Raw genomic sequence first — 23,259 nt, forward strand, 5'->3', positions numbered from 1 at the left:
CGGGGTGTAACACGGATCGCTCTTCTGGCGACTGGTCACGCTTCCGTCAGCGTCATCAGAATATCCGCGTACCATGTGCAATTGAGCCCCAGAGCCTCATCCTGATTCAAATCCCGCGCGGATACGTCGAGACGGGAAGAATGAACGCCAAGCAGGCGCCACGGAAGCTTGTCCGCGCCAGAACCGGCGACCCGCATCGCGACAGGGGCGCCGCTGGCGCCGCGATGGGTGCGGGCGTCGGTGAGGAAATAGCCCTGCCCCTGGAAACGCAGCCCGAATGCGGAGGCGATCGCCGCCTGCCGCGCGACCGGCATGTGATGCAGCGTATCGTAGAAACCAAGCGGAAAGCCGACGATGAGGACCGAGGCGCCGATGTCGATATCCTCACCCGGGTCGACCATGTGGCTCGGGGTGAAGGCGCAATAGGCGCAGGACGGGGGCAAGGCGGCGCGATCGATCTCGATCACCGCGACATCGACGCCGCCCGCCGCGTCGACGCCTTGCCGCCACAAGGATGCGCCGTCGCGGTAGAGGGGGATCGAGAAAGGAACGAATTGCGCAACATTGTCCGGATCGACATGCAGATCGACCTCGATCCGATCCGGATGATGCCCGCTGGCTTCGTCGCGCATCACATGACGGCTCGTGACCAGAAAGAGACGCGAGTCGCGCTCGAAAAAGAAACTGCTGGCGTTGGTGAGGTGGCTGTCGCCCGCAAAGGTGCACAACCGCGCGCATGTCAGGAGCAGTGAATCTATCGCCATAACCACTCCCTCACCGCGTCGAGCCCTTCCAGAAAACGGCGGTTCTCGGCGACGTCGTGGAATGTAGACCGCAAACGGGGCGCTTTTGTTCCGGCGCGCCTATTATTCGAGCGCTCGCCTCAGGCGGCGACCCGCCATTTCCCCGCCGCCTTTCGGGGATTACACTCGTCTTCCATGGGAATCATCTCGCCCGCAGAGCGCCTGCTCGCCGCCGCCGATCTTCACGAGCCGGTCGAGACCGGGCTCTTGACCGTGGATCTGTCCGCGATCGCAGCGAACTGGCGCAAGGTCGCGGGCCTCGCCGGCGGCGCCGAGTGCGGGGCCGTGGTCAAGGCTGACGGCTACGGGCTCGGACAGGCCGCCGTCATGCGGGCGCTGGCGGGCGTGGGCTGCAAGACCTTCTTCGTCGCCAATCTGCTGGAGGGCGAGACCGCGCGGGCCCTGGCGCCGGACGCGGCCATCTATGTGCTCGACGGGGTCGTCCCCGGATGCGCGCCGCGCCTCGCGGCTGCGGATCTGCGCCCCTGCATCGGCTCTTTCGCCGAACTCGAGGAATGGGCGGCGGCCGGCGCGACGCTCGGGCGCAAGCTCGCGGCGGCGCTCCATTTCGACACAGGCATGCACCGGCTGGGCTTCCCGCCTCGGGCCGCCGGCGAGGTCGCGGCGCGGGCGCACGGAATTGCGCCGACGCTCGTGATGAGCCACTTCCTCAGTTCACAACTGCCCGACGATCCGGTCAACGCCCGGCAGATCGGCGATTTTCTGGCCGTGCGCGCCCATTTCCCCGGAATCGCCGGCTCGATCGCCAACTCCTCGGGCGTCTTCCTGCCGCAAAAGCCCCATTTCGATCTCGTGCGGCCTGGCTACGCGCTTTACGGCGGGAATCCGACGCCCGGCGTCGCCAACCCAATGCGCGCAGCGGCGCGGCTCTCGGCCCGGATCGTCTCCACGCGCGACCTCGGCCCCGGCGACACAGTCGGTTATGACGGCGTCTGGAAAGCGCCCCGCCCGTCGCGCGTCGCAACCATCGGCGCGGGCTATGCCGACGGCCTGCCCGTCTCCGCCACCGCCGCCCCCGGCAAGCCTGCGGGCGAAGCGGTCGTGGGGGGCGTGCGCTGCCCCTTTATCGGCCGAGTCTCCATGGACTACATCGTTCTCGACGTCACCGACGCGCCGAAGGTCGCCGCCGAACGCGGGCAATGGGTGGAGTTGCTGGGCGAGACGATCGACGTGGAGGAGCTGGCCCTTCGGGCGCGGACGATCGGGTATGAGGTGCTGACGCGGCTTGGCCGCCGTTATGCGCGGAGATATGTGGGGTAACGCCCCCTCCCCAACCCTCCCCCGCTTCGCGGGAGAGGGGGCATATTGCCGCCCTCTTCGACATTGCTGATCGTGAGCATCCCCTCTCCTGCGGTGGAGGGACGGGGAGAGTGCAGTTACGCCTTTGCGAACCAGGGCTGCAAAACGGGATATCCCTCCCCCGCCAGCAGCGACACGGTTTCGTAAAGCGGCAGTCCGACCACGGCCGAGTAAGAGCCGACGAGCTTCACCACGAACGTCCCGGCGAGGCCCTGAATGGCGTAGCCGCCGGCCTTGCCCCGCCACTCGCCGGAGGCGAGATAGGCGTCGACCTCCATGGACGACAGGCGCTTGAAGCGCAGCCGCGCCTCGACGAGGCGCCTGCGCTCGAAGCCGCGCGGATTGATGAGGCTCACGGCCGTATAGACCCGGTGCTGGCGGCCGGAGAGAAGCTGGAGGCACTCCTCCGCCTCCTCGGTCGTCTCCGGCTTGGGCAGGCTGCGTCGGCCGACGGCCACGACCGTGTCGGCGGCGATCAGATAGGAATGCTTCAGGTCTTCATGCGCCGCGCGAACCCTCGCCGAGGCCGCGGCCTTCTCGCTCGCGAGGCGAACCGCCAGCGCGCGGGGCGATTCGCCCTTATGCGGCGTTTCGTCGATGTCGGCGGGCAGCAGCGCATCCGCCTCCAGCCCCGCCTGTTGCAGGAGGGCGAGACGACGCGGCGATGCGGAAGCCAGGATGAGCTTCGTCTTGGGGGCGGCGGGATCGGCTGTCACGAATAGCGGCTCCGCCGAAAGGAATTACCGGAAACGATAGGTGATGCGGCCCTTGGTGAGGTCGTAGGGCGTCATTTCGACCAACACCTTGTCGCCTTCGAGCACGCGAATGCGATTCTTACGCATCTTGCCGGCGGTATGGGCGATGATCTCATGATCGTTCTCGAGCTTCACCCGAAACATCGCGCTGGGCAACAGTTCGGTCACGATTCCGGGGAATTCGAGCAGTTCTTCCTTGGCCATGTGGTTCCTTGAGCAGCGCCCTCCAGCCGGGTCGGTCGGACAGATAGCGCGGAAAAGCAAAAAGGCCGCACGCCCGGGCTGGGCGGCGGAGTCGGCGCGGACCCTAATCGAGAAAGTTGAATTTGTGAACTGGAGAGTTGGGGCGGCCCGTTAGCCCACATGGGCCAGCATGAAGGACTCCACATTCGCCGCGTCCGCCGTCCGGGGCAAGGGCGGCCACACCTGGTTTCTGCCATTGCGCTTTGCCGCGTAAAGCGCTGTGTCGGCCTGGGCGATCAACGCGTCCAGGCTCGTCAGGGAGGTGAAGTTGGCGGCGACGCCGAAGCTTCCGGTCATGACGCCCGCGCCGTCGAGTTTCTCGGTCGGTATTCGCAACTCCTCGACGCCGCGCCTGATTTTCTCGGCGAGGCGCAAGGCGTCGGGCAAGTCGGTCTCGGGAAGGAGGAGGAGAAACTCCTCGCCGCCATAGCGCACGAGGATGTCCTTCGGCGTCCGCAACGCGGATTTCGCGCATTCGGCGACCCGGCGCAGGCAGGCGTCGCCCGCCGAATGCCCGAAACAGTCATTGTAGAACTTGAAAAAATCGAGATCGAAGAGGATCGCGGAGACGATGGTCGGCTCGGTCCTTTGCCCCCAGATCTCCTCCGCCCTCGAGAAGAGCAGATGTCGGTTGCCGACATTGGTGAGCGCGTCGAGATTCGCCACCTCGGACGCATGCGCGGCCGCGAGCCGGTCGCGCAAGGCCTGCAGATAGAAGCGGCGCTGGTCGCGCTCGATGACCTTGTTGGAGCTCAGCGTCACCGACGCCGCAATGAGATAGGTGACGGGATGCATGACGGCGATCTGGAAAGGGAGATCGGCCTTAAAGAGAATAGCGGTCAAAAGCATCGCGAAGATGAGATGAGAGCCTGCGGAGGCGTATTTGTAATTGAGCCTGTGAATCGAATTCGCGCCAATCGTGGTGATGAGCACGAAATAGAGATAATAGCCCGCGAAAGGCGACCGGGTGATGCAGAAGGTGGCGAGGATCTGCATCACGATCGCCACCGGCGCAGACGCGGCCGCAAGCTCGCGCATATGGGCCGACGGCGCGTGCGCCACATACCAGGCGACGAACAGGATCCAGGGCGTCACAAGCAGGAGATGCATGGCGATGGCGGGGCCGACGACGTCATTCGCCAGATACCAGTCTCCCAGCATGAAAATGTTGTAGACGAAGGCGAGCTTCAGCGTCGTGATGCGCAACAGCTTGGCGCGGCGCTTCCATGTGTCGCGAACGAAGCACGCTTCGAGCGCCGGCGGAAAAGCCGAGTCCTTCCGCCGCTCGCGGATATACGCCTCTACCGACTCGAAGGTGATGGTCCCGTCTGTCATATGAGCCTGCGCGAAAGCTGTCGCGCTCGCGCGCCTGCTCGGCAGCGAGCCTTGCTCTTGAGGTCAAGGCTTCCAAAAGCTCAAATAAATCACCAGAAGCGGGTAAACAGAGATTAAAGATCAACCCTATGATTTTGTTTGTAAATGTATAAGTGCAAAAGATTATTTGCGCAATTTTATTCATCTGCGCGCCGCCCATTAGAATGCAGGCGAAACCGCCTTACTTCGGCTTCCCTTTCACCGTCCGCGTCCCCGGTTTTCCCCCGCTCGACCGCCCCGCCGGGCGCGCCGGCGGCATGCGGCCCACAGGGCGCGCTTCGCCGCCGCCAAAATTGTGCGGCCCCATATCGGCGTCGGTCGGCTTTCGCGCGCGGGTGGACAGCCGCCCCTCGGTTTCGCGGCCCTTGTGACGCGAGACCTCTCGCGCCCGTTGCGCGCGCTCCAGCGGCGGCAGATCGCCGAGCAGCTCCATCTTCTGCAGGCGCTGGATTTCGTCGCGCAGCCGCGCCGCCTCCTCGAAGGCGAGATCGGCGGCCGCCTCTTTCATGCGCTTTTCGAGATCGGCGATTGTCGCCGCCAGATTGTGGCCGGGCGCGATGTCGTGGCCCGTGTCGATCGTCACATGATCCTGCTCGGCGACGGAGCCGAGAATGTCGGCGATGCCGCGCTTGATCGAGGCGGGCGTGATGTTGTTTTCGAGATTATAGGCCATCTGCTTGGCGCGGCGGCGCTCCGTTTCGTCCATGGCGCGCTTCATGGAGCCGGTGATCTGGTCGGCGTAGAGGATCACACGCCCATCGACATTGCGCGCGGCGCGGCCGATGGTCTGGACGAGCGAGGTCTCGCTGCGCAGGAAGCCTTCCTTGTCCGCATCGAGAATGGCGACGAGGCCGCACTCCGGGAATGTCGAGGCCCTCGCGCAGCAGGTTGATGCCGACCAGCGCGTCGAAGGCGCCGAGGCGCAGATCGCGGATGATCTCGATGCGCTCCAGCGTGTCGATGTCGGAGTGCATGTAGCGCACGCGCACGCCGTTCTCGTGCAGATATTCGGTCAGGTCTTCCGCCATGCGCTTGGTCAGCACGGTGATGAGCGTGCGATAGCCGATGTCCGAGGTTGCGCGCACTTCGTCCAGAAGATCGTCAACCTGCGAGCGCGCCTCCCGCACCTCGACAGGCGGGTCGATGAGGCCGGTGGGGCGAATGACCTGCTCGACGAAAACGCCGCCGGTCTGCTCCAGCTCCCAATTGCCGGGCGTCGCCGAAACGCTGACCGTCTGCGGCCGCATCGCGTCCCATTCCTCGAAGCGTAAGGGCGATTGTCCATGCATGACGGGAGACGGAAGCCGTATTCGGCCAGCGTCGCCTTGCGGCGGAAGTCGCCGCGGAACATGCCGCCGATCTGCGGCATCGAAACGTGGCTCTCGTCCGCGAAGACGAGCGCATTGTCCGGCAGATATTCGAACAAGCGTCGGCGGCGGCTCGCCGGGCCTTGCGGCCGGTGAGATAGCGCGAATAGTTCTCGATGCCGGCGCAGGAGCCCGTCGCCTCCATCATCTCCATATCGAAGCGCGTGCGCTGCTCGAGGCGTTGCGCTTCGAGCAGGCGGCCCGAACGGTTCAGCTCGTCGAGGCGCTGCTTCAGCTCGTCCTTGATCGCCTTGATGGATTGCAGCAGCGTCGGGCGCGGCGTGACATAATGCGAGTTGGCGTAGACTTCACGAATTCGAGATCGACCGTCTTCTTGCCGGTGAGCGGATCGAATTCGGAGATCGACTCCACCTCGTCGCCGAAAAAGGAAACGCGCCAGGCGCGGTCCTCATAGTGCGCCGGGAAAATATCGACGGTGTCGCCCCGCACGCGGAACGTGCCGCGCGTGAAATCGGCCTGTACGCGGCGGTAATGGAGCGCGACGAGGTCCGTCACCAACTGCCGCTGCTCCAGCTTCTCGCCGAGCTGCACGGAGAAGGTCATCGCCGTGTAGGTCTCGACCGAGCCGATGCCGTAGATGCAGGACACAGATGCGACGATGATGACGTCGTCGCGTTCCAGCAGCGCGCGCGTCGCGGCGTGGCGCATGCGGTCGATCTGCTCGTTCACGCTCGACTCTTTCTCGATGTAGGTGTCGGAGCGCGGCACATAGGCTTCGGGCTGGTAGTAGTCGTAATAGGAGACGAAATATTCGACGCGTTGTTGGGAAAGAAGCTCTTGAACTCGCCGTAAAGCTGCGCCGCCAGCGTCTTGTTGGGCGCGAGGATCAGCGCCGGGCGCTGGGTGCCTGCGATGACGCTCGCCATGGTGAAGGTCTTGCCCGACCCGGTGACGCCGAGCAGCACCTGGTCGCGCTCATTGGCCTGAATGCCCTTCACCAGCTCCGCGATCGCCGCCGGCTGGTCGCCCTTCGGCGTGTAGTCGGAGACGAGGTCGAAGTTGACGCCGCCCTCGGATTTCTCGGGCCGCTCGGGCCGGTGCGGAACCCACGGTTTCTTGTCGCGCAGATTCGGATCGCCGAGCCGCAGCAACTGGTCGAGCAAATCCTGCGTCGCCTGCACGCCCCCGCCCTGCGGCGGCAGATCGCCCAGCACCCACTTTTGAACCTCCTCGTCGCCGAGCGGATCGGAAGGGTCGTAGGACGCCTGCCCCGCATCCTCGAAACCGGGCGCCAGCGCGGGATTCAGCAATTGCGCCAGATGCGGCGCAAGCGGCGCGAGCTCGGGCTTCGACGCCTTGGCGCGCGTGGGCCGCGCAGGGTCTTTCTCTTTCTTGGGCTTTTCGGGGGACTTCGCCATGGCGGCAATATGGGGGGTGCTGGCGGCTGAGGGAAGCGGGGAGTTACCGCCCCGTAGAAAGAGCGCTTTGAATCGGCGCGGCTTTTGAAACGGCATGAGGCTAGATTATCAGCCACTCATGGTCTTGCGTAACCAATCGATTATTTCTTGCGCGTGAGGTGAAAGCTCCTTCGCGATTGTCATCATAGCTAACGCTTTTTCGGGGTCCTTTGCACGCTCAAGAACGGCCTTGTAAAGCGCATTTGCCGCTCCAGCCTTTCCGAAGCGGCGTTCGACATTTCGATCATAATCATACGGATATTTCAGGGGAATGATTGCCGCGTGAATAGCTCTATCAGCCTCGTCAAGTTCGACTTTCGGCGCCTCCCTAGCTGCCTCTGCGAGCCCCTTCGTAACGCGCGGGGCAAAAGTCGTAGGAGAGTTCTTTCTAACGACTTCCGCGAATCCGTTATACGCTCCCTGAGGCAAGGGCGGGCTCAACCGCCCCTTGCGCGCCGCTTCATGATAGCGCCTCGCAACGGGATAAAAATCGAGCAGTGCAAAGTGACCGGCGAGAACACGATTAAGTCTTGCGGAAAAAGCATCAGGAAGAACGCTCGCTTCTGCGCCAAAAAGTTCCAGTAAAGTAATGAGTTCAGCGTCAGCGAGCATGAAGTTACCTTCACCTGGCTCTGAAGGAAGATCGATGAGATACTGGCTGAGTCCGTCTAGGTAGTCCCGACGTACATTCGCAAATTTTCCGATACTCAGATCCGCGACAAGCCGCTTCGCCTGCTCACGGGCAACTTCCAACCATTGCCGATGTGTCTCTTCGTCTCCACCATATTCAATTACAGGTTCGTTCTGAGGACCAGCCATTACATCGATTTGGCCGGTGTGGTTTACTCCGAACGTGAACAGCGATGGAGCGTCCTCTATAGGCCGGGGTAGCGAGCTTAAAAGTGGTGCGTCGGCTATCGGCTCTTGGACAAATGGTTCTAACGCCTGAGCTACCCAAGCGTTTACAGCAGTGTTGCCCTTGTTCCAAACCTCAATTGGGACAGAAACAAAGATGCTTTCGATTTCCGTCGAATTCTCTAACCCTTCCATCCTGCGATCATACCATCGCAACCAGGGAGCCCACTCGCCGGACTTGGCCAGCCTCAACCTGATCATATTCAAACACGATGCCACCCAGGTCGGCGGAAGACCTGTCCAAAGAGGGGTACCCGCTAACACCTGCGGAGGGTCCCCTTTCTTGATTATCGCGAGATCGTCTCGTGCTGCCCGCCAAATGTCATTGTACGCTAGTGCCCGACCTAAACCATTTGTTTCGTTTGCGCCTAATGCTGCGTAAGCCGCGCTATCGACAGCGGTAGCGGTATTGGAAACCGGAGAGCCGCTCGTAATAACCGCATAGGATGCATTGGCCGCGGAAGCACAAGCGGCACCGAAGTAGGGAGCGGTCGGAGACTTCACAGAAACTGACGCAATTCTAGCTGCTGCCCCCGCAGCTTCTGACGCCCTTTCAAAGGCAAGACGATCAATCTCATGGCCTCGCCGATAGCGAGCCGCATACCAGCTTAAAGCGGTTGCCCGAAAGGCTGCGGATAACAAACGAAGGAATCGTTCGGTTTCGTCCCGGCTTGGAGTCTCGGAGGAACTCGCTCCAACAGTAAGAGGCAACACACGCAACGCCGCGCGCGCGGCAATAGTTACCAACGCGTCGTTAGAAAGTTGCTTTATCTGAGATTCGAATTCTTCCCGCCCTGGTGTCGCTTCCGATTCGACCAACTCAACGCTCCGAGCCGCGATACGTTTAGTAAAACCAAGCTACCACGCCCCTCCCGCATCGCAACAACGAAAGCCTAACCCTCTGGCAGGCCCAGCCTTTGCATTTCTGTCACAGATGGCGCAGACTTGGCCTCTTGCCGAGGGAGACTCACGCCAATGGACAGCAAGTCGGGCCTGACCACGCTTTTTGTCGATACGCTCGCGCTGAGCGTGACGGCCAATGCGGTCATCGCCGTGCGGCTGACGCAAATGGCGTTCGGCGTGGTCGATCCCAAGCACGAAAGCAGCCTGATGGTCGCGGAGAAGATCGACGCGGCGGCCGAGGCCTCGATGGCGGCCGCTCGGGCCATCTTCGCCGGCGAAGCGCATCACGCCGCCGGGCGCGCAGTGGCGATATACAAGCGGAAGGTCGAGCGCAACTTGCTGCGGCTGACGGGCGGCTAGCCTGGAACGCGTGAGTGAAGCGGATTTCCACCCTCCCCTCTCGAGGGGAGGGTGAATTGCGGCCTTACATGGTCGAGTGTCGAGCTGCGGACCCTTCCGGCTTCGCCTGCCCCTCCGGGGATGCGCTCTTCGTGGCGCCCGTGCCGCGACGCCACATCAGGAAACCCGCAAAGCCCAGCAGCGACGCGAGCGCCCCCGTCATCAGCGCCTCTTCATAAGAAGAGCCGACGGTGAACTGATATTCGCCGACATATTCCTTCGCGCCGTCATCGCTCGTCGCGCGCACGATGGCGATGTAGTCGCCATCGCCCTTGAAATCGTGGGTGAAGCTCGTCGTGCCGCGATCCGCAAGGTATTTCTTGGCCGGAATCGCCGCGACGGTCGTGGCGTCTAGATCGTCGCGCCAGTCCTTCTGGCCGACATTCTTGATCAGCCGCACCTCGACATTCATATCGCGGAGCTCGTTGCTCTTGGCGTCGAGGATGATCATCGTCGGCCCGGCGGCGGCGATATGCTGGCAGTAGATTTCGTCGCTTCTGTTTTCCTGAAAGGCGCTGAACATCATCTGCGTCGGCCCGACGCTCATGACGCAGAAGCGCGGGTGCTCCGCCTTGATCTGGGCCTGGGCCGAAGTCGCGGCGCAAAGCGCCGCCGCGAGGAATAGCTTTTTCAGCATGTGACGCTCCCGGATCGCCGCGATGAACGCTCAAGTTGCGTCGGGAATTGACCTTTGGCAAAGAACGATCTTCGCCAAAAGCCCGCCAAATCCAGCCAGTCGAGCGCGCTAGCCCTCGATCTGTATCTGTGCGTCCACCCCCACCAAGCGGCCCACCGACTTGAGGCGATTCAAGACGCGGTCGCTGGCCAGGTCGGCATAATCGGCCGGCAGCGACAGCGCGAGCACGCCGCCGCGAATGGCGAGGCTCGTGCGCGGCAGGATGCCGGGCATGGAGGCCGCAAGCACATAGGCCGCGCGCATCACGGCGCCGAGCAGGCGCGCCCGCACGAAGAGGCGCGTCGTCAGCAGGCTGCGGATCGCGCCGATTCCCTCGCCGCCCTCCGGCCCCTCATGGCGCATGACGATGGCGAGCGAGAGAAAGGCGCGGCCGGGATGATCGACCGAGACGAAGGGGCCGTGCGTGACCACATTCAGCGCCCGTTGCGAGCGATATTCGGGATGTGCGCGCCAGGCGATGTCGGAAAGGAGGCAAGCCGCGTGGCGCAAGCGCTTCTCCTCCGGCAACTCGTCGATCTCGGTCGAGGCCATGAAGGCGTCGGTCCAGGCAATGAGTTCGTCGCCATAGCCCGGGGCGCGGGAATAGAGCGACTCCAGTTCGCGCGAGGCGGCGAGAAGCGGATCGACCCTGCGCTCGGCGTCAGACAGGCGTTCGAACAAAAGCCCCTCGCGGACGCCGGCGGCGGAGATCACGATCTCGCGCGGCTTTGCGCGCCGGATGATTTCGTCCAGCACGATCGCGCCATAAGCGAGCAGCGGCCGGCGCGCGGCGGAAACGCTCTCGATGTCCTCGATCGCGGCGCTGTCGACATGCTCGACAAGGGCGGCGAAATCCGCGGCCTCATTGGTCTGGATGCGGTAATTGTGCATGACCCCGAGCGGGTAATTGCGCTGGCGCATGTGCAGCTTGGCGAGCGAACGCCAGGTGCCGCCCACGGCGTAGAAAGTGCGGCCCTTGAGATGCTCGAGCGGCTTGGCGCCGGCGATTGCCTTGCGGGCGATGCGCGTCGCCTCGCGCGGCGATTTCCTGGAGGCGTCCATGAGCGCGAGGCCACCGAGCGGCAGCGTTACGCCCTTGCCCAGTTGGTCGCCCTTCACGTCGATGAGTTCGAGCGAGCCGCCGCCGAGATCGCCCACGACGCCGTCCGGCGCATGAACGGCGGAGACGACGCCGAGCGCCGACAGCTCCGCTTCGCGCCTTCCCGATAGAAGAACGATTTCCCGCCCAATGGCGGCGCGCGCGGCTTCCAGAAAAGCCGGCCCGTTCTCGGCGTCGCGCGCGGCGGCGGTGGCGATCACTTCGACGTCGAGCACGCCCATGGTTTCACAGAGCGCGCGATAACGCTTGAGCGCCTTCAGCGCCTTCTCGACGCCCTCCTCCGGCAACCGCCCTGTCGTCACCACGCCCTTGCCGAGGCCGCACATGGCCTTCTCGTTGAAGATGGGCGTGGGCGCGCGGGAGAGCCCTTGATAGGCGACGAGACGCACCGAGTTGGACCCGATGTCGACAATGGCGACGGGCCGCGAGGCGCTCGGCGCCTCGACGGGCTGCGGACGCAGGAACCGTTTAAGCATCTTGCTTGCGCTTCAACAGCGAACGCGGACGCCAGTCCTTGAGCGACTTGCCGCGGCCGGAGAGGCTCGGATGCGTCATAAAATATTTATGCGCGTTGAAATGCTCCTCGCCATCGGCGGGCGAGATTCGTTGCGACGAGCCGTCTGGCAAAACGCGATAGCTCTGCTCATTGTCGATGAGATTGGCCATCATGATCTGGTCGAGCAATTGCTGATGCACCGTCGGATTGATGATCGGCAGCAACGTCTCGACGCGGCGGTCGAGATTGCGCGGCATGAGATCGGCGGATGAGATGTAAACATGCGCGCGCGGATGCGGCAGCGTATGCCCGCCGCCGAAAGCATAGACGCGCGCATGCTCCAGAAAGCGCCCGACGATCGACTTTGACGCGGATGTTTTCCGAGAAGCCCCGGCACCCCGGGCCGCAGGCAGCAGATGCCGCGCACCACGAGATCGATCGAGACGCCGGCTTGCGACGCCATGTAGAGCGCGTCGATGATCTCGGGATCGACCAGCGCGTTGCACTTCACCCAGATCGCGCCGGGCTTTCCGGCCTTCACGAATTCGATCTCCTGCTCGATATGCTCGAGCAGCTTCTTCTTGAGCGAAATCGGCGAGACGGCCATGCGTTCGAGCCCAGCGGGCTCGGCGTAGCCGGTGATGTAGTTGAAGATGCGCGACACGTCGCGGCCGATGACGGGATCGGCGGTGAAGAACGAGAAATGTCCGTATAGATGCGCGCCGTGACGGGATGATAGTTGCCGGTGCCGATGTGGCAGTAGGTGGCGAGGCCGCGCCCTCGCGGCGCACGACCATCGACAGCTTGGCGTGCGTCTTCAGCTCGATGAAGCCGAACACGACCTGCGCGCCGGCGCGCTCGAGGTCGCGCGCCCAGCGAATATTGGCCTCCTCGTCGAAGCGCGCCTTGAGCTCGACAAGCGCGGTCACCGACTTGCCGGCCTCCGCCGCTTCGACCAGCGCGCGCACGATCGGACTGTTGTTGGAGGTGCGATAGAGCGTCTGCTTGATCGCGATGACGTTGGGATCGCGCGCCGCCTGCTGCAGGAACTGCACGACGACGTCGAAGGACTCGTAAGGGTGATGGACGACGAGGTCCTTCTGCTTGATCGCGAGGAAGCAATCGCCGCCATTGTCGCGCACGCGCTCGGGAAGCGCGGGTTGTAGGGCTTGAACTTCAGGTCGGGGCGATCGAGCGCGACGAGTTCGGAAAGATCGTTGAGCGCGAGCATACCGTCGATCTGGAAGACTTCGCTCTGATCGACTTCGAGCTCCTCGGCGACAAGCCCGCGCAATGTGTCGGGCATGTCGGACGCCACTTCGAGGCGAATCACCGAACCGCGACGGCGGCGTTTCAGCGCGGTCTCGAAGAAGAGCACGAGGTCTTCAGCTTCTTCCTCGACTTCGAGATCACTGTCGCGGATGACGCGGAAGAGCCCCTGCCCGCGCAGCACATAGCCGGGGAACAGGCGCTGCGCGTTCATGGCGATCAGCGTTTCGAGCAGCATGAAGCGCTCGCGCGTGCGCGTCGGCTTTCGCCTCCGGGGCAGTTGCACGAAGCGCTCGATCTTCGGCGGCAGGCGCACCAGCGCCTGCAGGGTCTTGCGATCGCCGGGGCGAACAAGCTCGAGCGCCAGCGTGAAGCCGAGATTGGGAATGAAGGGAAACGGATGCGCCGGATCGACCGCGAGCGGCGTCAGCACCGGGAAGATCGCGCGAGGAAGTGATCTTCGAGCCATTCGCGTCGGTCTTCGAGAGATCGGCGGGCTCGACGATCACGATGCCGACTTCCTCGATCTCGCGACGCAGCTCGCGCCAGCGGCGCAATTGCTCATTGGTGAGCAGCACCACGCGCTCGTTGATCTTGGCGAGCTGTTCGGCGGCGTCAGGCCGTCCTGCGACGCCGTCGTGAGCCCCGCGCGCGCCTGGCCGCGCAGGCCCGCCACGCGGACCATGAAGAATTCATCCAGGTTGTTGGCGGAGATCGACAGGAAGCGCAGTTGCTCCAACAGCGGATGGTTCTTGTTGGAGGCCTCCTCCAGAACGCGACGGTTGAATTCGAGCCAGGAGAGTTCGCGATTGATGAAGCGGCGCGGCGAAACGGCCAATTCGTCGGGATGCTCCAGAATTTCGCCCGCCGGGTCCATCACCTCGATCGCGGCGGCCTCAACCTGCGTCGCGCCGCGCTCGGTCTTCTCTCGAATATTGGCAGTTGTCATGCCGCTTTCCCGTTTTCCCCATCATGCCACAATGGCGGCGGCGGAGGCAGACAGAAAACGCCTGCCGGTTAATCGTCCGTCACGGAGCCGGACGCCTCGAGCTTGTCCAGCACCGCCAGCATGAGGTCGTCGTCCGGCGCGCCGATTTCGACCACAGGCGCGCGACGCAACCGTGACAGCAGGTCCGGCAGCCGCACCTCGGCGGCGGTCGGCTGCTTTTTCGCGGTCATAAGCACGAAGACCCGGTGCTCCACAGCGAAATTCAGGAGGTGGAACAGCGCCGTCTCGTCCCCGAGGCGATCGATGTCGTCGATCGCGATGGCCGCCGGCGCCCCTGCGTTCAGCGCATGGAGCGAGGGCAGACGGGCGCCGTCCGCGCGCAGCGCCGAGGCGCGATCTGCGAATATCGCCAACAGATGGCTCTTGCCGCTCCCCGGCGGACCTATCAGCAGCAGGATGCGGTCATGCCAGTCCGGCCAGCGCTCGACCATGGCGAGCGCCGCCTCGTTGGACGGCGCCGCCAGGAAATCGGCGCGACCGAGACGCGGCTCCAAGGGCAGTTCCAACGGCAGCTGCGCCGGCTTCACCTCCGCCATGCCGGATCAGGCCCGGTCGCGCGCGTAGGGAGATTCGCGATAGAGCGCGCTGGCCCGATAACGGCGGGCGAGGAAGCGCATAAGGGCGCCGAGCGCCGCGGCCGCCGGCACGGCGACGATCAGCCCGGTGAAGCCGAACAGCGCGCCGAAGGCGAGCAAGGCGAACATGATCCAGACCGGATGCAGACCAACCGAAGCCCCGACGAGGCGCGGCGACAGCACGTAACCGTCCATGACGAGGCCCGTCGACACGATGGCGATGGCCTCGACCGGCAGGTTGATATGCGGCCAGGCCTGCACGATGGCGATGATGATGGAGAGCACGAAGGCCGTGATCGAGCCGACATAGGGAATGAAGCTGAGGAAGCCCGCAATCACGCCGATCAGGAAGCCGAAATTGAGGCCGATCGCCGACAGGCCGACGGCGTACCACACGCCCAGAAACAGGCAGACGAGCGACTGGCCGCGCACGAAGCCCGCGAGCGCCCGGTCGATGTCGCGGGCGAGCATCCGCACGTCCTCGCGATGGCGCGGCGGCACGAGATCGTCGATGATCTGCACCATGTGGTCCCAGTCGAGCATCATATAGAAGGCCACGACCGGGGTGATGACGATGAGCGAAATCACATTGATGAGTGCATAGCCGCGCCACAGCAGCGATTTCAGAAAGTCGCCGACGAGCGCTGCGCCCTGGCTGGCGAGATCGTTGAAATACTTCTCAACGTCGAGGCTAAGATTCGCGCCCGCGCCGCCGAGGCCGTATTTATCCAGAAATTCCTTGAGATATTCGCTGGTGAAATGCGTGCTCCAGTCCGTCACGAGGCCATGCAGGGTCTGCAGATAGCCCGGGAGCGCGGTAAGGAAGCCCGCCAGCTGTTGGGTCAGGATCGGGAGCAGGATGACGATCCCGGTCACCACGATGGCGATGAAAAGCGACAGCAGGATGAGCGCTGCGCCGAGGCGCGAGCAGCCGAGCCTTTGCAGGCGGTCCGCCACCGGGTCGAGCAGGTAGCCCAGCGCCGTGCCTGCGACGAAGGGGGCGAGAACCGGGCTCAAGACATAGAGAATCGACGCCAGCACGAGGAGCGTCACGCCCCAGAGGGCCAGCTGGCGCTCCAGGCTCAGCCCCGCCCATTTCACGGCGACGACCTGAACGGGCTCGGATTGCTGGATGTCGGCCGGCGTCACGACGGCCGAAGACAAATTCGCGGGCTTACGCGCCCCCTGCCCCTGTGCGCGGGGGGTCGCCGGCAGCTTCTGCTTCGCCATATGCTCAAGGCCTCATATGCTGGACCCAGAGCCACAGATAGACGCTTGCGGAAGTCACGGTCAATGCGGCGACGCCGGCCACGAGGAGGCTTTCCAGAGCTTCCAGCCGGAACCCGTAGGCCTCCCCGGCCAGAACGAAACCGGCGAGCCCCAGTTGCAGGGCGGTCGTGATCTTGGATGACATATGCGGCCTGACCTTGACGGGCCGCGAGAGGAACCACGCCACCAGCACGCCGCCCACGATCAGGGCGTCGCGGGAGACGACGAGGATCGTGAGCCAGGGAGGCAGAAGCCCCGCGCTGGCGAGCAGGACATAGATCGAGATGATCAGCGCCTTGTCCGCCAGCGGATCGAGCACGGCGCCGAGTTCGGACTGCAAGTGGTAGGTTTTGGCGAGCCAGCCGTCGAGCGCGTCCGAGACGCCCGCGACGATGAAGATGAGAAAGGCCGCGCTCCATCTTTCGTCGATGCCCATGCCGATGATCGCCGGCGTGAGCACCAGTCTTCCAATCGTGATCATATTGGGGAGAGACGCGAACCAGCGGGAGGCCATGACGCCTATGTGGCGCGTCGCAGGCCTTTCACAATCCCCGGCGCTTGCCCGCCTGCATGACCAGCGCGGAGACGCCGAGCGCGAGCGCGACAAGGCCAAGAAGCAGGGTCGAGATGGCGTTGATCTGCGGCGAGACGCCAAGCCTGACCTGCGAATAGATGCGCATGGGCAGCGTCGTGGCGCCGGGCCCCGTAGCGAAGCTCGCTATGACGAGATCGTCGAGCGAGAGCGTGAAGGCGAGCAGAAAAGCGCTCGCCACGGCCGGCATGATCTGCGGCAAAGCCACGAGGGCGAATGCCTGGACGGGCGTCGCGCCCAGATCCATCGCGGCCTCCTCCAAAGTCGGATCGCAGCCGCGCAGCGCGGCGAAAAGGGCGACCGTGGTGAAGCACATGGTCAGCGTCACATGCCCAATGACGAGCGTCGCAAAGCCGCGTCCGATCCCCAGCGCCACGAAGCAGGAAAGCAACGCCAGACCAAGCACGACCTCGGGCAGGACGAGCGGCGCATGAACCGCGCCGAAAAACAGCATGCGCGACCGAAAGGCGCCGTAACGGGCGAGCGCGATCGCGGCGAGGAGGCCAAGAACGGTTGCGATGGTCGCCGAGAGCGTCGCGGCGGCGAAGCTGATCTTGGCCGAGGCGATGAGCAACTCGTTTTCGAAGAGCGCGGCGTACCACTTCGTCGAGAAGCCGCCCCAGACCGAAACGAGGCGCGAGGCGTTGAAGCTCATCGCCGCGAGAATGACGATGGGCGCGTAAAGGAAGACGAAGCCCGCGATCAGCGTGGCGATGCGCGCGGCATTGGCGGATCGGCTCACCGGCGCCCCTCCTCTTCCCGCAAGCGCGCGCGCTCCCACAGAAGGAGCGGAACGAGCAGGATGCTCACGAGCGCGATGGCGGCGGCGGAGGCGGCGGGCCAGTCATGATTGGCGAAGAAATCGTTCCAGAGCGTGCGGCCGATCATCAGCGTGTCGGAGCCGCCCAGAAGATCCGGAATGACAAATTCGCCGACCGCCGGAATGAAGACGAGCAAAGCGCCGGCAATAACGCCATCGCGAGAGAGCGGCAGCGTCACACGCAGGAAGACTTGCGCGGGCGAGGCGCCGAGATCGGCCGCCGCCTCGCGCAGGCTCGGGTCCTGTCCCTCCAGCGCCGCATAAATCGGGAGCAGCATGAAAGGCAGATAGGAATAGACGATGCCGATGATGACTGCGCCGGTCGTGGCGAACATCTCCAGCGGAGCGTTGATGAGCCCCAGAGCCATCAGCGCATTGTTGATGAGGCCCTCGTCCTTCAGCAGCGCGATCCAGGCATAGACGCGGATCAGAAAACTCGTCCAGAACGGCGCCGCCGCAATGCCGATAAGAAACGGCCGCCACGCCTGCGGGCTTCGCGCCATGGCGAGCGCGAAGGGATAGGCGACGAGAAGCGTCGCGAGAGTCGAGACAGCGGCAATCCAAAGCGACGAGACATAGGCGTCGAAGTAAAGACTATCGCTGACGAGCGCGCGGTAACTCTCGAATGTGAGCGTCTGCGCCTTCGCCCAGAGCTCCGCGAGCGAGTCCGTGGGCAGAAAGCGCGGCGCGTAAGGCGGGCGCGCCAGCACCGAATTTGACAGCGAAATCTTCGCGATGAGCAGCATCGGCGCGAGGAAGAAGGCTGCGATCCAGAGATAGGGGATCGCGAGCGTCAGGCGCTGGCCGATGGAGAGACGGCGCTGCTTCATTGCAATGCGCTCCCGCCATTGCGAGAAGCGAGTGGCCCCCTCCCCAACCCTCCCCCGCTTCGCGGGAGAGGGGGCAGACCGTCGCCTTCATCGACGCGGCTGATCGCGAGCGTCCCCTCTCCCGCTTGCGGGGGAGGGACAGGGAGGGGGCCGCCGGCAACGTCGAGAAAGCTCGCGATGGCTCGCATCACTTCTCCCCCGCGAACAACACGCCCGCATCCGGCGCAATGCTCAGCCTCACCTCGTCGCCAATGGCGAACCGCCCGTCATAGGCGCCCACCCGCAGGACTGCATCCGGCGAGACGCGCACGCGCAGCAGCGTATATTCGCCGCGGAAGACGTAGTCCTCCACGTGGCCAGCTATCCCCTCCCCGTCTCGCGAAACCTCGATTCGCTCTGGCCGCACGCTCAGCGTCGCGCGGGAGCCCGAGGCAAGCGCGCAGTCGGCGCGCTGAAGGCGCGCGAAAGAACCGACGAACGCCGCGCCGTCGATCACGCCGTCGATGAAATTCGTCTCGCCGACGAAGCCCGCGACGAAGCGCGTCGCAGGCTTCTCGTAAATCTCCATTGGCGAGGCGATCTGCTCCACTTTGCCCGCGCGCATGACGGCGATGCGGTCGGCGAGCGCAAGGGCTTCGTCCTGGTCGTGCGTGACGATGACGAAGCTCGTCTGCGTCTTGCGCTGAATTTCCTTGAGCTGAAACTGCGTCTCTTCTCGTAGCTTTCTGTCGAGCGCGCCGAGCGGCTCGTCGAGCAGCAGAAGCGCGGGCCGCGGCGCCAAGGCGCGGGCGAGCGCGACGCGCTGGCGCTGGCCGCCCGAGAGCTCGTTGATGCGCCGCGCGCCGAAGGGCGCGAGCTGCGTCATCTCCAGCAATTCAGAAACGCGCGCGCGGATCGCGTCTTCGGCCTCCGCCTTGCGGCGCAGGCCGAAGGCCACGTTCTCGAACACGTTGAGATGTGGAAAGAGCGCGTAGCTCTGGAACATCATGTTCACGGGGCGCCGGTAAGGCGGAACGCCCGCGAGGTCTTCGCCGCCCAGCGTGAGCTTGCCGCTATCGGGCGTCTCGAAGCCTGCAATCGAGCGCATGAGCGTGGTCTTGCCGCAGCCCGACGGTCCGAGCAGCGCGAAGAATTCGCCGGCGCCGACGTCAATCGACACGCCATCCAGCGCAACCACGGCGCCATAGGCTTTCGTTACGTCAACAACGGAGAGAAGCGGCGCGCTCACCCGCGGTCGTCCCGAACAAATTCTGCGCGCCAATGCGGCGCCGTCGTCTCGCTTCCGGCAATGCGTTCAAGCGAGGAAAGAACCAGACCGCCAACCGCAAGCGCCTCGATCTGCGCGCGCGTCAGCGGCCAGGGCGGCCCCGCAATCTCCTGCCCCTCGTCCCGCGCACGGGAGATGACGAGCAACATCCCGCCCGGCGCGACGAAAGACGCAAGCGCGCGCGCCGCATCGGGCAGCAGCGCATCGGGCAGCGCTTGCAACGTGTAAAGCTCGTGCACGAGATCGAAAGCGCCGCGCCATTCCCGCGGCGCATGAAAGAGATCGGCGGCGCGATAGTTCACCGCGCTCTGCGGAAAACGCCTGACCGCCCATTCCACGGCGCGCGGCACGAGATCGAAGGCTGTCACGCGCGCGCCGGCGGCGGCCAAAGCCTCGGCATTGTCGCCGAGGCCGCAGCCGACGTCGAGTACGCGAAAATCCTGGAGCGAACGCCCCTCGAGCCATTGGGCCAACACGGGATGCGAGGCGAGTCCGGCCCAGGGAACGCCCGCAGCGTCGTCGCCCGCAAGCTCGTACACGGCCTCGAACCATTCGCGCCGCTGCGGATCGGCGGCGACGCCGCCCGCGCGCTTGTGCGGGTCGATGGCGTCGAGCTTTTCACGCGCGCGGGCGCGCCTTTCGGCGAAATCTGGATCGGTCATGCCTTGGCCTTGGGTTCGCGCGCTTTCTCTATCCAGCGCCCGCTCTCGTCTTGCTGCTGATAGACGAGCGTTTGCCCAGCGTCGCGCAATTCCTTCCACTGCGCGCGCGCATTTGCGAGTTCATCCGGATTTTCGCCGTCGAAGAGCAGCACGGCGCGCGTCTTTGGCGCCGCGGCGCCGGAAAGCACCGGCGCGATCCGCGCGCCCTCGATGAAAAACCGCACGTCGGCGCCGTTCGGATTGTCGTCGGCGCAGGTCAGATAGATCTGCTGCGTTTCCGGCGAGGCGTCTCGCGCGCTTCCGTGCGGCAGAAAGCTCTCGGGCTTATAGGCCCACAAACGCTGGTCGAGCGCGTCGAGCCGCTGCGGGCTCGCCGCCTGCACGATCACGCGCCAGCCGCGACCGAGGGAAAGCTCGAGCAGCTTCGGCAGCGTGTCTTCGATTGTGCGAGTCTGATGGTGGTAGAAGGAGATTTCGACCATGGGCCCTCGCGACCGGCGGCGGGGCCTTTGATGGCCAATTCGGCGGCGGCGCGCAAGCCTTCAGGCGGTCCCGGGCGTCCAGCTCGGCGGATCGCTCGCGGGGAAGGACTCGATGCTGGCCTCGTAAACCGCGTCCTTGCCGGCGTGATAGATGAGCGACACGGCAAGCTCGCACTGGACCTTGGCGCGGCGCGCCAGGCGCTCGACCACCCGTTCAGCGGCCGCCTTTTCCTCTTCCGAATTCACGTCTCCCTTTACGATGACTTCTTCGCCATGGAGGTCGACGAGGATGCGGGAGGGATCGACTCCGCCCTCCCTCAGCGCCTCGATGATCGCCGTTTTCACGTCCTGCGGCAGAGCCGTCATCGGTCGCGCTCCCAAAGGGAATGAGGGGCGCGCCGCGGTTTCGAGCCGCGGCGCGCAAGACAAGTTTTACAGATGGGCGGTGGTCACGCGGTCCCCGCCTTCGGCGGTCAGGGCGTAACCGCCCCACAGCATAAGGATCGCCAGGACGAGGTGCAGCCAGTTGTCCGGCCCATTCACCGCCATCCAGCTCAGCGCGTTGAGCGAGATGAAGCCGATGATTGTGATGATGGCGTAGATGACGCCCACGACGCGGAGGGTCACGACGGAGGAATTGTAATAGGGCGCCGCAAGCAGGACGCCGCCGCTGATGAGATGGATGATGTTGTGTACGACGTCGGTTTCGAAGACGCCGCGCCAGGACACGAGCGGATTGGGGAAGAAGCCGAGGATGCCGACGACGATGAAAATCCAGCCGAGGACTTTCGCGAGCGTATCGGCGTTGACGTTCTGACCGGCGATGCTGCGTTCCATTGCATGTTCCTTTCGCTCTTCGCATCGCTTGAGATGCGTGGATCGACCGGGGAATGCCCGCATTCCCACACGCGCGATAGGTGGGACACAGCAAGATGTTTTCAAATTAAATTCAGCAGCTTAGCCTTGCCCACCACTCACCGCCGGCAAGACGCCGTTCAAAGCAGCTGCGCGGCGCTGCTGCTTCAGACTGCTCACAAAGTAGGTAGGGCGTCGGGGCAAACTCACCCCTCGTAATTATCCTTCACCAGCCGGTCGAGCAGGCGCACGCCGAAGCCGGACCCCCAGCTCTGGTTGATGTCGCTCGACGGCGAGCCCATGCCCGTGCCGGCGATGTCGAGATGCGCCCATGGCGTCTTGCCGACGAAGCGCTGCAGGAATTGCGCCGCGGTGATCGAGCCGGCGTGCCGCCCGCCGGTGTTCTTCATGTCGGCGAATTTGGAGTCGATCAGCTTGTCGTAAACGGGGCCCATCGGGAAGCGCCACAGCTTCTCGCCCGTCGCCGTTCCCGCCTTGGCCAGGCGGTCGGCGAGTTCGTCATTATTGGAGAAGAGGCCGGCATATTCCTGGCCGAGCGCAACGAGGATCGCGCCGGTAAGCGTCGCAAGGTCGACGATCGCCGCAGGCTTGTGTTTCTCGATGACGTAGGTCAGCGCGTCGGCGAGCACGAGCCGGCCCTCGGCGTCGGTATTGATGACCTCGATCGTCTGGCCGGACATGGATTTCACGATGTCGCCGGGACGCTGCGCCTTGCCGTCGGGCATGTTCTCGACGAGGCCGAGAATGCCGACGGCATTGACCTTGGCCTTGCGCGCGCGAGCGCGTGCAGGAGGCCGGTCACGGCCGCGGCCGCCCCGCCCATGTCGCCCTTCATGTCCTCCATGCCGGCGGCGGGCTTGATCGAGATGCCGCCGGTGTCGAAGACGACGCCCTTGCCGACAAAGGCGACGGGAGCCGCGTCCGCCGCACCGCCATTCCAGCGCAGCACGACGAGGCGGCTCTCATTCTCGGAGCCCTGCCCCACGCCCAGCAGCGCGCGCATGCCGAGTTCGGCCATGGTCTTCTCGTCGAGAATCTCGACCTCGACGCCCAGCTTCATCAGCTCCGAGGCGCGGCGGGCGAATTCCGCGGGCGACAGAACATTGGCCGGCTCGTTGACGAGCGTGCGGGCGAGAACCACGGCCTCGGCCGTGTGGGCCGCCTCGGCGACCTGAGCCTTCGCGCTCTCCGCATCCGCGACGCCAAGCTGGATCTCGACGGGACCGTCCTTATCCTCGTCCTTTTTCTTGGTCTTGTACTGGTCGAACTTGTAGGCGCGCAGCCATGCGCCGAGGGCGAATTGAGCCGCCGCCGCGGCCGGCTCTGCCGGCGCCTCCGGCAGATCCAGGAGGATCACCGCCGAGGAGCCCGCGCCGAGCTTCGCGGAGACCTGGCCGCCAAGCGCCAGATAATCCTCGAATTTGGCGGGCTTTTCTTCGTCCGAGGCGATGGCGGCGACGCCAACCACGAGCAGGCGGCTCGCCGGGACGCCCGCGGGCGCGAGAATTTCCAGCGACGAGCCGGTCTTGCCCTTGAACTTGGCCGCGCCGGCGGCGCGCTCGATCAGGGCCCCGGCGTCTTTCAGAATGGACTTGGCGCGGTCCCCCAGCGCGAGGTCCGTCCCGGCGAAGACGACGAGGGTGCGCGGCCGGCCCGCGTCCTCGGGCGCGCGCAGGGCGGCTTCCGCCTCGTCGAAGGACAAAACCTCGAATTTTGCGTTGAGAGACATGGACGAGCCTCGCTGAAGGGTTGCGCCGGGGGCCGAGTGGCCGCGCTAAAGGAACATTGGGCGCGCAATATCCCGGCCAAGGGCGCGGGT

The 23,259-nt window shown here is 64.6% G+C and carries 19 protein-coding genes and 3 pseudogenes; 2 read left to right on the forward strand and 20 right to left on the reverse strand.

Features of this window, described 5'->3' with window-relative positions; all coding sequences use genetic code 11:
- Nucleotides 1-35: 35 nt before the first annotated feature.
- On the reverse strand, nt 36-764 hold the full coding sequence (locus tag ACPFMJ_RS04550; protein WP_424362673.1) for a trypsin-like peptidase domain-containing protein: 729 nt from the start codon (nt 762-764) through the stop codon (nt 36-38).
- A gap of 174 nt (nt 765-938) precedes the next feature.
- On the opposite strand from ACPFMJ_RS04550, the gene alr reads away from it, so the two are divergent.
- Nucleotides 939-2,084, forward strand: a complete 1,146-nt coding sequence (alr, locus tag ACPFMJ_RS04555) for an alanine racemase (protein WP_424362674.1) — start codon at nt 939-941, stop codon at nt 2,082-2,084.
- Nucleotides 2,085-2,200: 116 nt separating this feature from the next.
- On the opposite strand, the gene ACPFMJ_RS04560 is transcribed toward alr, so the two are convergent.
- From ACPFMJ_RS04560 to ACPFMJ_RS04580, 5 genes and pseudogenes are all read right to left on the reverse strand, one after another.
- A complete protein-coding gene (locus ACPFMJ_RS04560; RefSeq protein ID WP_424362675.1) occupies nt 2,201-2,839 on the reverse strand; it encodes a Maf-like protein in 639 nt (212 codons plus the stop codon).
- A gap of 24 nt (nt 2,840-2,863) precedes the next feature.
- The gene (gene infA / locus ACPFMJ_RS04565) at nt 2,864-3,082 is read right to left on the reverse strand and encodes a translation initiation factor IF-1 (protein WP_016920926.1); all 219 of its coding nucleotides are present in this window, start codon (nt 3,080-3,082) and stop codon (nt 2,864-2,866) included.
- A gap of 150 nt (nt 3,083-3,232) precedes the next feature.
- Nucleotides 3,233-4,456 carry a diguanylate cyclase domain-containing protein gene (locus tag ACPFMJ_RS04570; RefSeq protein ID WP_424362676.1) on the reverse strand — a complete coding sequence of 408 codons (1,224 nt, stop codon included), beginning with the start codon at nt 4,454-4,456 and terminating at the stop codon, nt 3,233-3,235.
- Between the two features lie 337 nt (nt 4,457-4,793).
- Nucleotides 4,794-7,037: pseudogene (uvrB, locus tag ACPFMJ_RS04575) on the reverse strand (excinuclease ABC subunit UvrB); the annotation flags it as partial.
- Between the two features lie 312 nt (nt 7,038-7,349).
- On the reverse strand, nt 7,350-9,014 hold the full coding sequence (locus ACPFMJ_RS04580; protein ID WP_424362677.1) for a hypothetical protein: 1,665 nt from the start codon (nt 9,012-9,014) through the stop codon (nt 7,350-7,352).
- Between the two features lie 156 nt (nt 9,015-9,170).
- On the opposite strand from ACPFMJ_RS04580, the gene ACPFMJ_RS04585 reads away from it, so the two are divergent.
- Nucleotides 9,171-9,458, forward strand: coding sequence for a hypothetical protein (locus tag ACPFMJ_RS04585; RefSeq protein WP_424362678.1), 288 nt, complete (start codon nt 9,171-9,173; stop codon nt 9,456-9,458).
- Nucleotides 9,459-9,522: 64 nt separating this feature from the next.
- On the opposite strand, the gene ACPFMJ_RS04590 is transcribed toward ACPFMJ_RS04585, so the two are convergent.
- The 14 genes and pseudogenes from ACPFMJ_RS04590 to ACPFMJ_RS04655 all read right to left on the reverse strand — a co-directional run bounded on the left by ACPFMJ_RS04590 (nt 9,523) and on the right by ACPFMJ_RS04655 (nt 23,169).
- On the reverse strand, nt 9,523-10,134 hold the full coding sequence (locus ACPFMJ_RS04590; RefSeq protein ID WP_424362679.1) for a hypothetical protein: 612 nt from the start codon (nt 10,132-10,134) through the stop codon (nt 9,523-9,525).
- A 108-nt stretch (nt 10,135-10,242) separates the two neighbouring features.
- A complete protein-coding gene (ppx, locus tag ACPFMJ_RS04595) occupies nt 10,243-11,769 on the reverse strand; it encodes an exopolyphosphatase (RefSeq protein ID WP_424362680.1) in 1,527 nt (508 codons plus the stop codon).
- A pseudogene (locus ACPFMJ_RS04600) lies at nt 11,762-13,935 on the reverse strand (RNA degradosome polyphosphate kinase). Before ACPFMJ_RS04600 ends, ppx begins: the two are co-directional and overlap by 8 nt.
- Nucleotides 13,936-14,075: 140 nt before the next feature.
- Nucleotides 14,076-14,603 carry a hypothetical protein gene (locus ACPFMJ_RS04605; RefSeq protein ID WP_424362681.1) on the reverse strand — a complete coding sequence of 176 codons (528 nt, stop codon included), beginning with the start codon at nt 14,601-14,603 and terminating at the stop codon, nt 14,076-14,078.
- Nucleotides 14,604-14,609: 6 nt separating this feature from the next.
- Entirely contained in the window at nt 14,610-15,872 is a 1,263-nt protein-coding gene (locus tag ACPFMJ_RS04610; protein ID WP_424362682.1) for an AI-2E family transporter, read from the reverse strand.
- Between the two features lie 4 nt (nt 15,873-15,876).
- Nucleotides 15,877-16,425, reverse strand: a complete 549-nt coding sequence (locus ACPFMJ_RS04615) for a CDP-alcohol phosphatidyltransferase family protein (RefSeq protein ID WP_424362683.1) — start codon at nt 16,423-16,425, stop codon at nt 15,877-15,879.
- Between the two features lie 28 nt (nt 16,426-16,453).
- Nucleotides 16,454-17,245, reverse strand: coding sequence for an ABC transporter permease (locus ACPFMJ_RS04620; RefSeq protein WP_424362684.1), 792 nt, complete (start codon nt 17,243-17,245; stop codon nt 16,454-16,456).
- Nucleotides 17,242-18,153: an ABC transporter permease gene (locus ACPFMJ_RS04625; RefSeq protein WP_424362685.1), complete on the reverse strand. Its 912-nt coding sequence runs from the start codon at nt 18,151-18,153 to the stop codon at nt 17,242-17,244. The genes ACPFMJ_RS04620 and ACPFMJ_RS04625 overlap by 4 nt, the downstream gene beginning before the upstream one ends.
- Nucleotides 18,154-18,340: 187 nt before the next feature.
- Nucleotides 18,341-19,381, reverse strand: coding sequence for an ABC transporter ATP-binding protein (locus ACPFMJ_RS04630; RefSeq protein WP_424362686.1), 1,041 nt, complete (start codon nt 19,379-19,381; stop codon nt 18,341-18,343).
- On the reverse strand, nt 19,378-20,082 hold the full coding sequence (locus ACPFMJ_RS04635; RefSeq protein WP_424362687.1) for a class I SAM-dependent methyltransferase: 705 nt from the start codon (nt 20,080-20,082) through the stop codon (nt 19,378-19,380). The genes ACPFMJ_RS04630 and ACPFMJ_RS04635 overlap by 4 nt, the downstream gene beginning before the upstream one ends.
- Entirely contained in the window at nt 20,079-20,564 is a 486-nt protein-coding gene (locus ACPFMJ_RS04640) for a DNA polymerase III subunit chi (RefSeq protein WP_424362688.1), read from the reverse strand. Before ACPFMJ_RS04640 ends, ACPFMJ_RS04635 begins: the two co-directional genes overlap by 4 nt.
- A 60-nt stretch (nt 20,565-20,624) precedes the next feature.
- The gene (locus ACPFMJ_RS04645) at nt 20,625-20,930 is read right to left on the reverse strand and encodes a BON domain-containing protein (protein WP_424362689.1); all 306 of its coding nucleotides are present in this window, start codon (nt 20,928-20,930) and stop codon (nt 20,625-20,627) included.
- Between the two features lie 66 nt (nt 20,931-20,996).
- Nucleotides 20,997-21,401 (reverse strand): DUF4383 domain-containing protein, encoded by a 405-nt coding sequence (locus tag ACPFMJ_RS04650; protein ID WP_424362690.1) that lies wholly within the window; start codon nt 21,399-21,401, stop codon nt 20,997-20,999.
- Between the two features lie 224 nt (nt 21,402-21,625).
- Nucleotides 21,626-23,169, reverse strand: a pseudogene (locus ACPFMJ_RS04655) (leucyl aminopeptidase).
- Nucleotides 23,170-23,259: the final 90 nt, after the last annotated feature.

This window comes from Methylocystis parvus (assembly GCF_049675845.1).
GTDB lineage: Bacteria > Pseudomonadota > Alphaproteobacteria > Rhizobiales > Beijerinckiaceae > Methylocystis > Methylocystis parvus_A.

Bases quoted from the DNA above. Each gene is read 5' to 3' on its own strand.
- ACPFMJ_RS04635 (WP_424362687.1), bottom strand. From the start codon at position 20,082: ATGACCGATCCAGATTTCGCCGAAAGGCGCGCCCGCGCGCGTGAAAAG.
- ACPFMJ_RS04610 (WP_424362682.1), bottom strand. From the start codon at position 15,872: ATGGCGAAGCAGAAGCTGCCGGCGACCCCCCGCGCACAGGGGCAGGGG.
- ACPFMJ_RS04625 (WP_424362685.1), bottom strand. From the start codon at position 18,153: ATGAAGCAGCGCCGTCTCTCCATCGGCCAGCGCCTGACGCTCGCGATC.
- ACPFMJ_RS04590 (WP_424362679.1), bottom strand. From the start codon at position 10,134: ATGCTGAAAAAGCTATTCCTCGCGGCGGCGCTTTGCGCCGCGACTTCG.
- ACPFMJ_RS04585 (WP_424362678.1), top strand. From the start codon at position 9,171: ATGGACAGCAAGTCGGGCCTGACCACGCTTTTTGTCGATACGCTCGCG.
- ACPFMJ_RS04640 (WP_424362688.1), bottom strand. From the start codon at position 20,564: ATGGTCGAAATCTCCTTCTACCACCATCAGACTCGCACAATCGAAGAC.
- ACPFMJ_RS04645 (WP_424362689.1), bottom strand. From the start codon at position 20,930: ATGACGGCTCTGCCGCAGGACGTGAAAACGGCGATCATCGAGGCGCTG.
- ACPFMJ_RS04570 (WP_424362676.1), bottom strand. From the start codon at position 4,456: ATGACAGACGGGACCATCACCTTCGAGTCGGTAGAGGCGTATATCCGC.
- infA (WP_016920926.1), bottom strand. From the start codon at position 3,082: ATGGCCAAGGAAGAACTGCTCGAATTCCCCGGAATCGTGACCGAACTG.
- alr (WP_424362674.1), top strand. From the start codon at position 939: ATGGGAATCATCTCGCCCGCAGAGCGCCTGCTCGCCGCCGCCGATCTT.
- ACPFMJ_RS04650 (WP_424362690.1), bottom strand. From the start codon at position 21,401: ATGGAACGCAGCATCGCCGGTCAGAACGTCAACGCCGATACGCTCGCG.
- ppx (WP_424362680.1), bottom strand. From the start codon at position 11,769: ATGCTTAAACGGTTCCTGCGTCCGCAGCCCGTCGAGGCGCCGAGCGCC.
- ACPFMJ_RS04550 (WP_424362673.1), bottom strand. From the start codon at position 764: ATGGCGATAGATTCACTGCTCCTGACATGCGCGCGGTTGTGCACCTTT.
- ACPFMJ_RS04605 (WP_424362681.1), bottom strand. From the start codon at position 14,603: ATGGCGGAGGTGAAGCCGGCGCAGCTGCCGTTGGAACTGCCCTTGGAG.
- ACPFMJ_RS04615 (WP_424362683.1), bottom strand. From the start codon at position 16,425: ATGGCCTCCCGCTGGTTCGCGTCTCTCCCCAATATGATCACGATTGGA.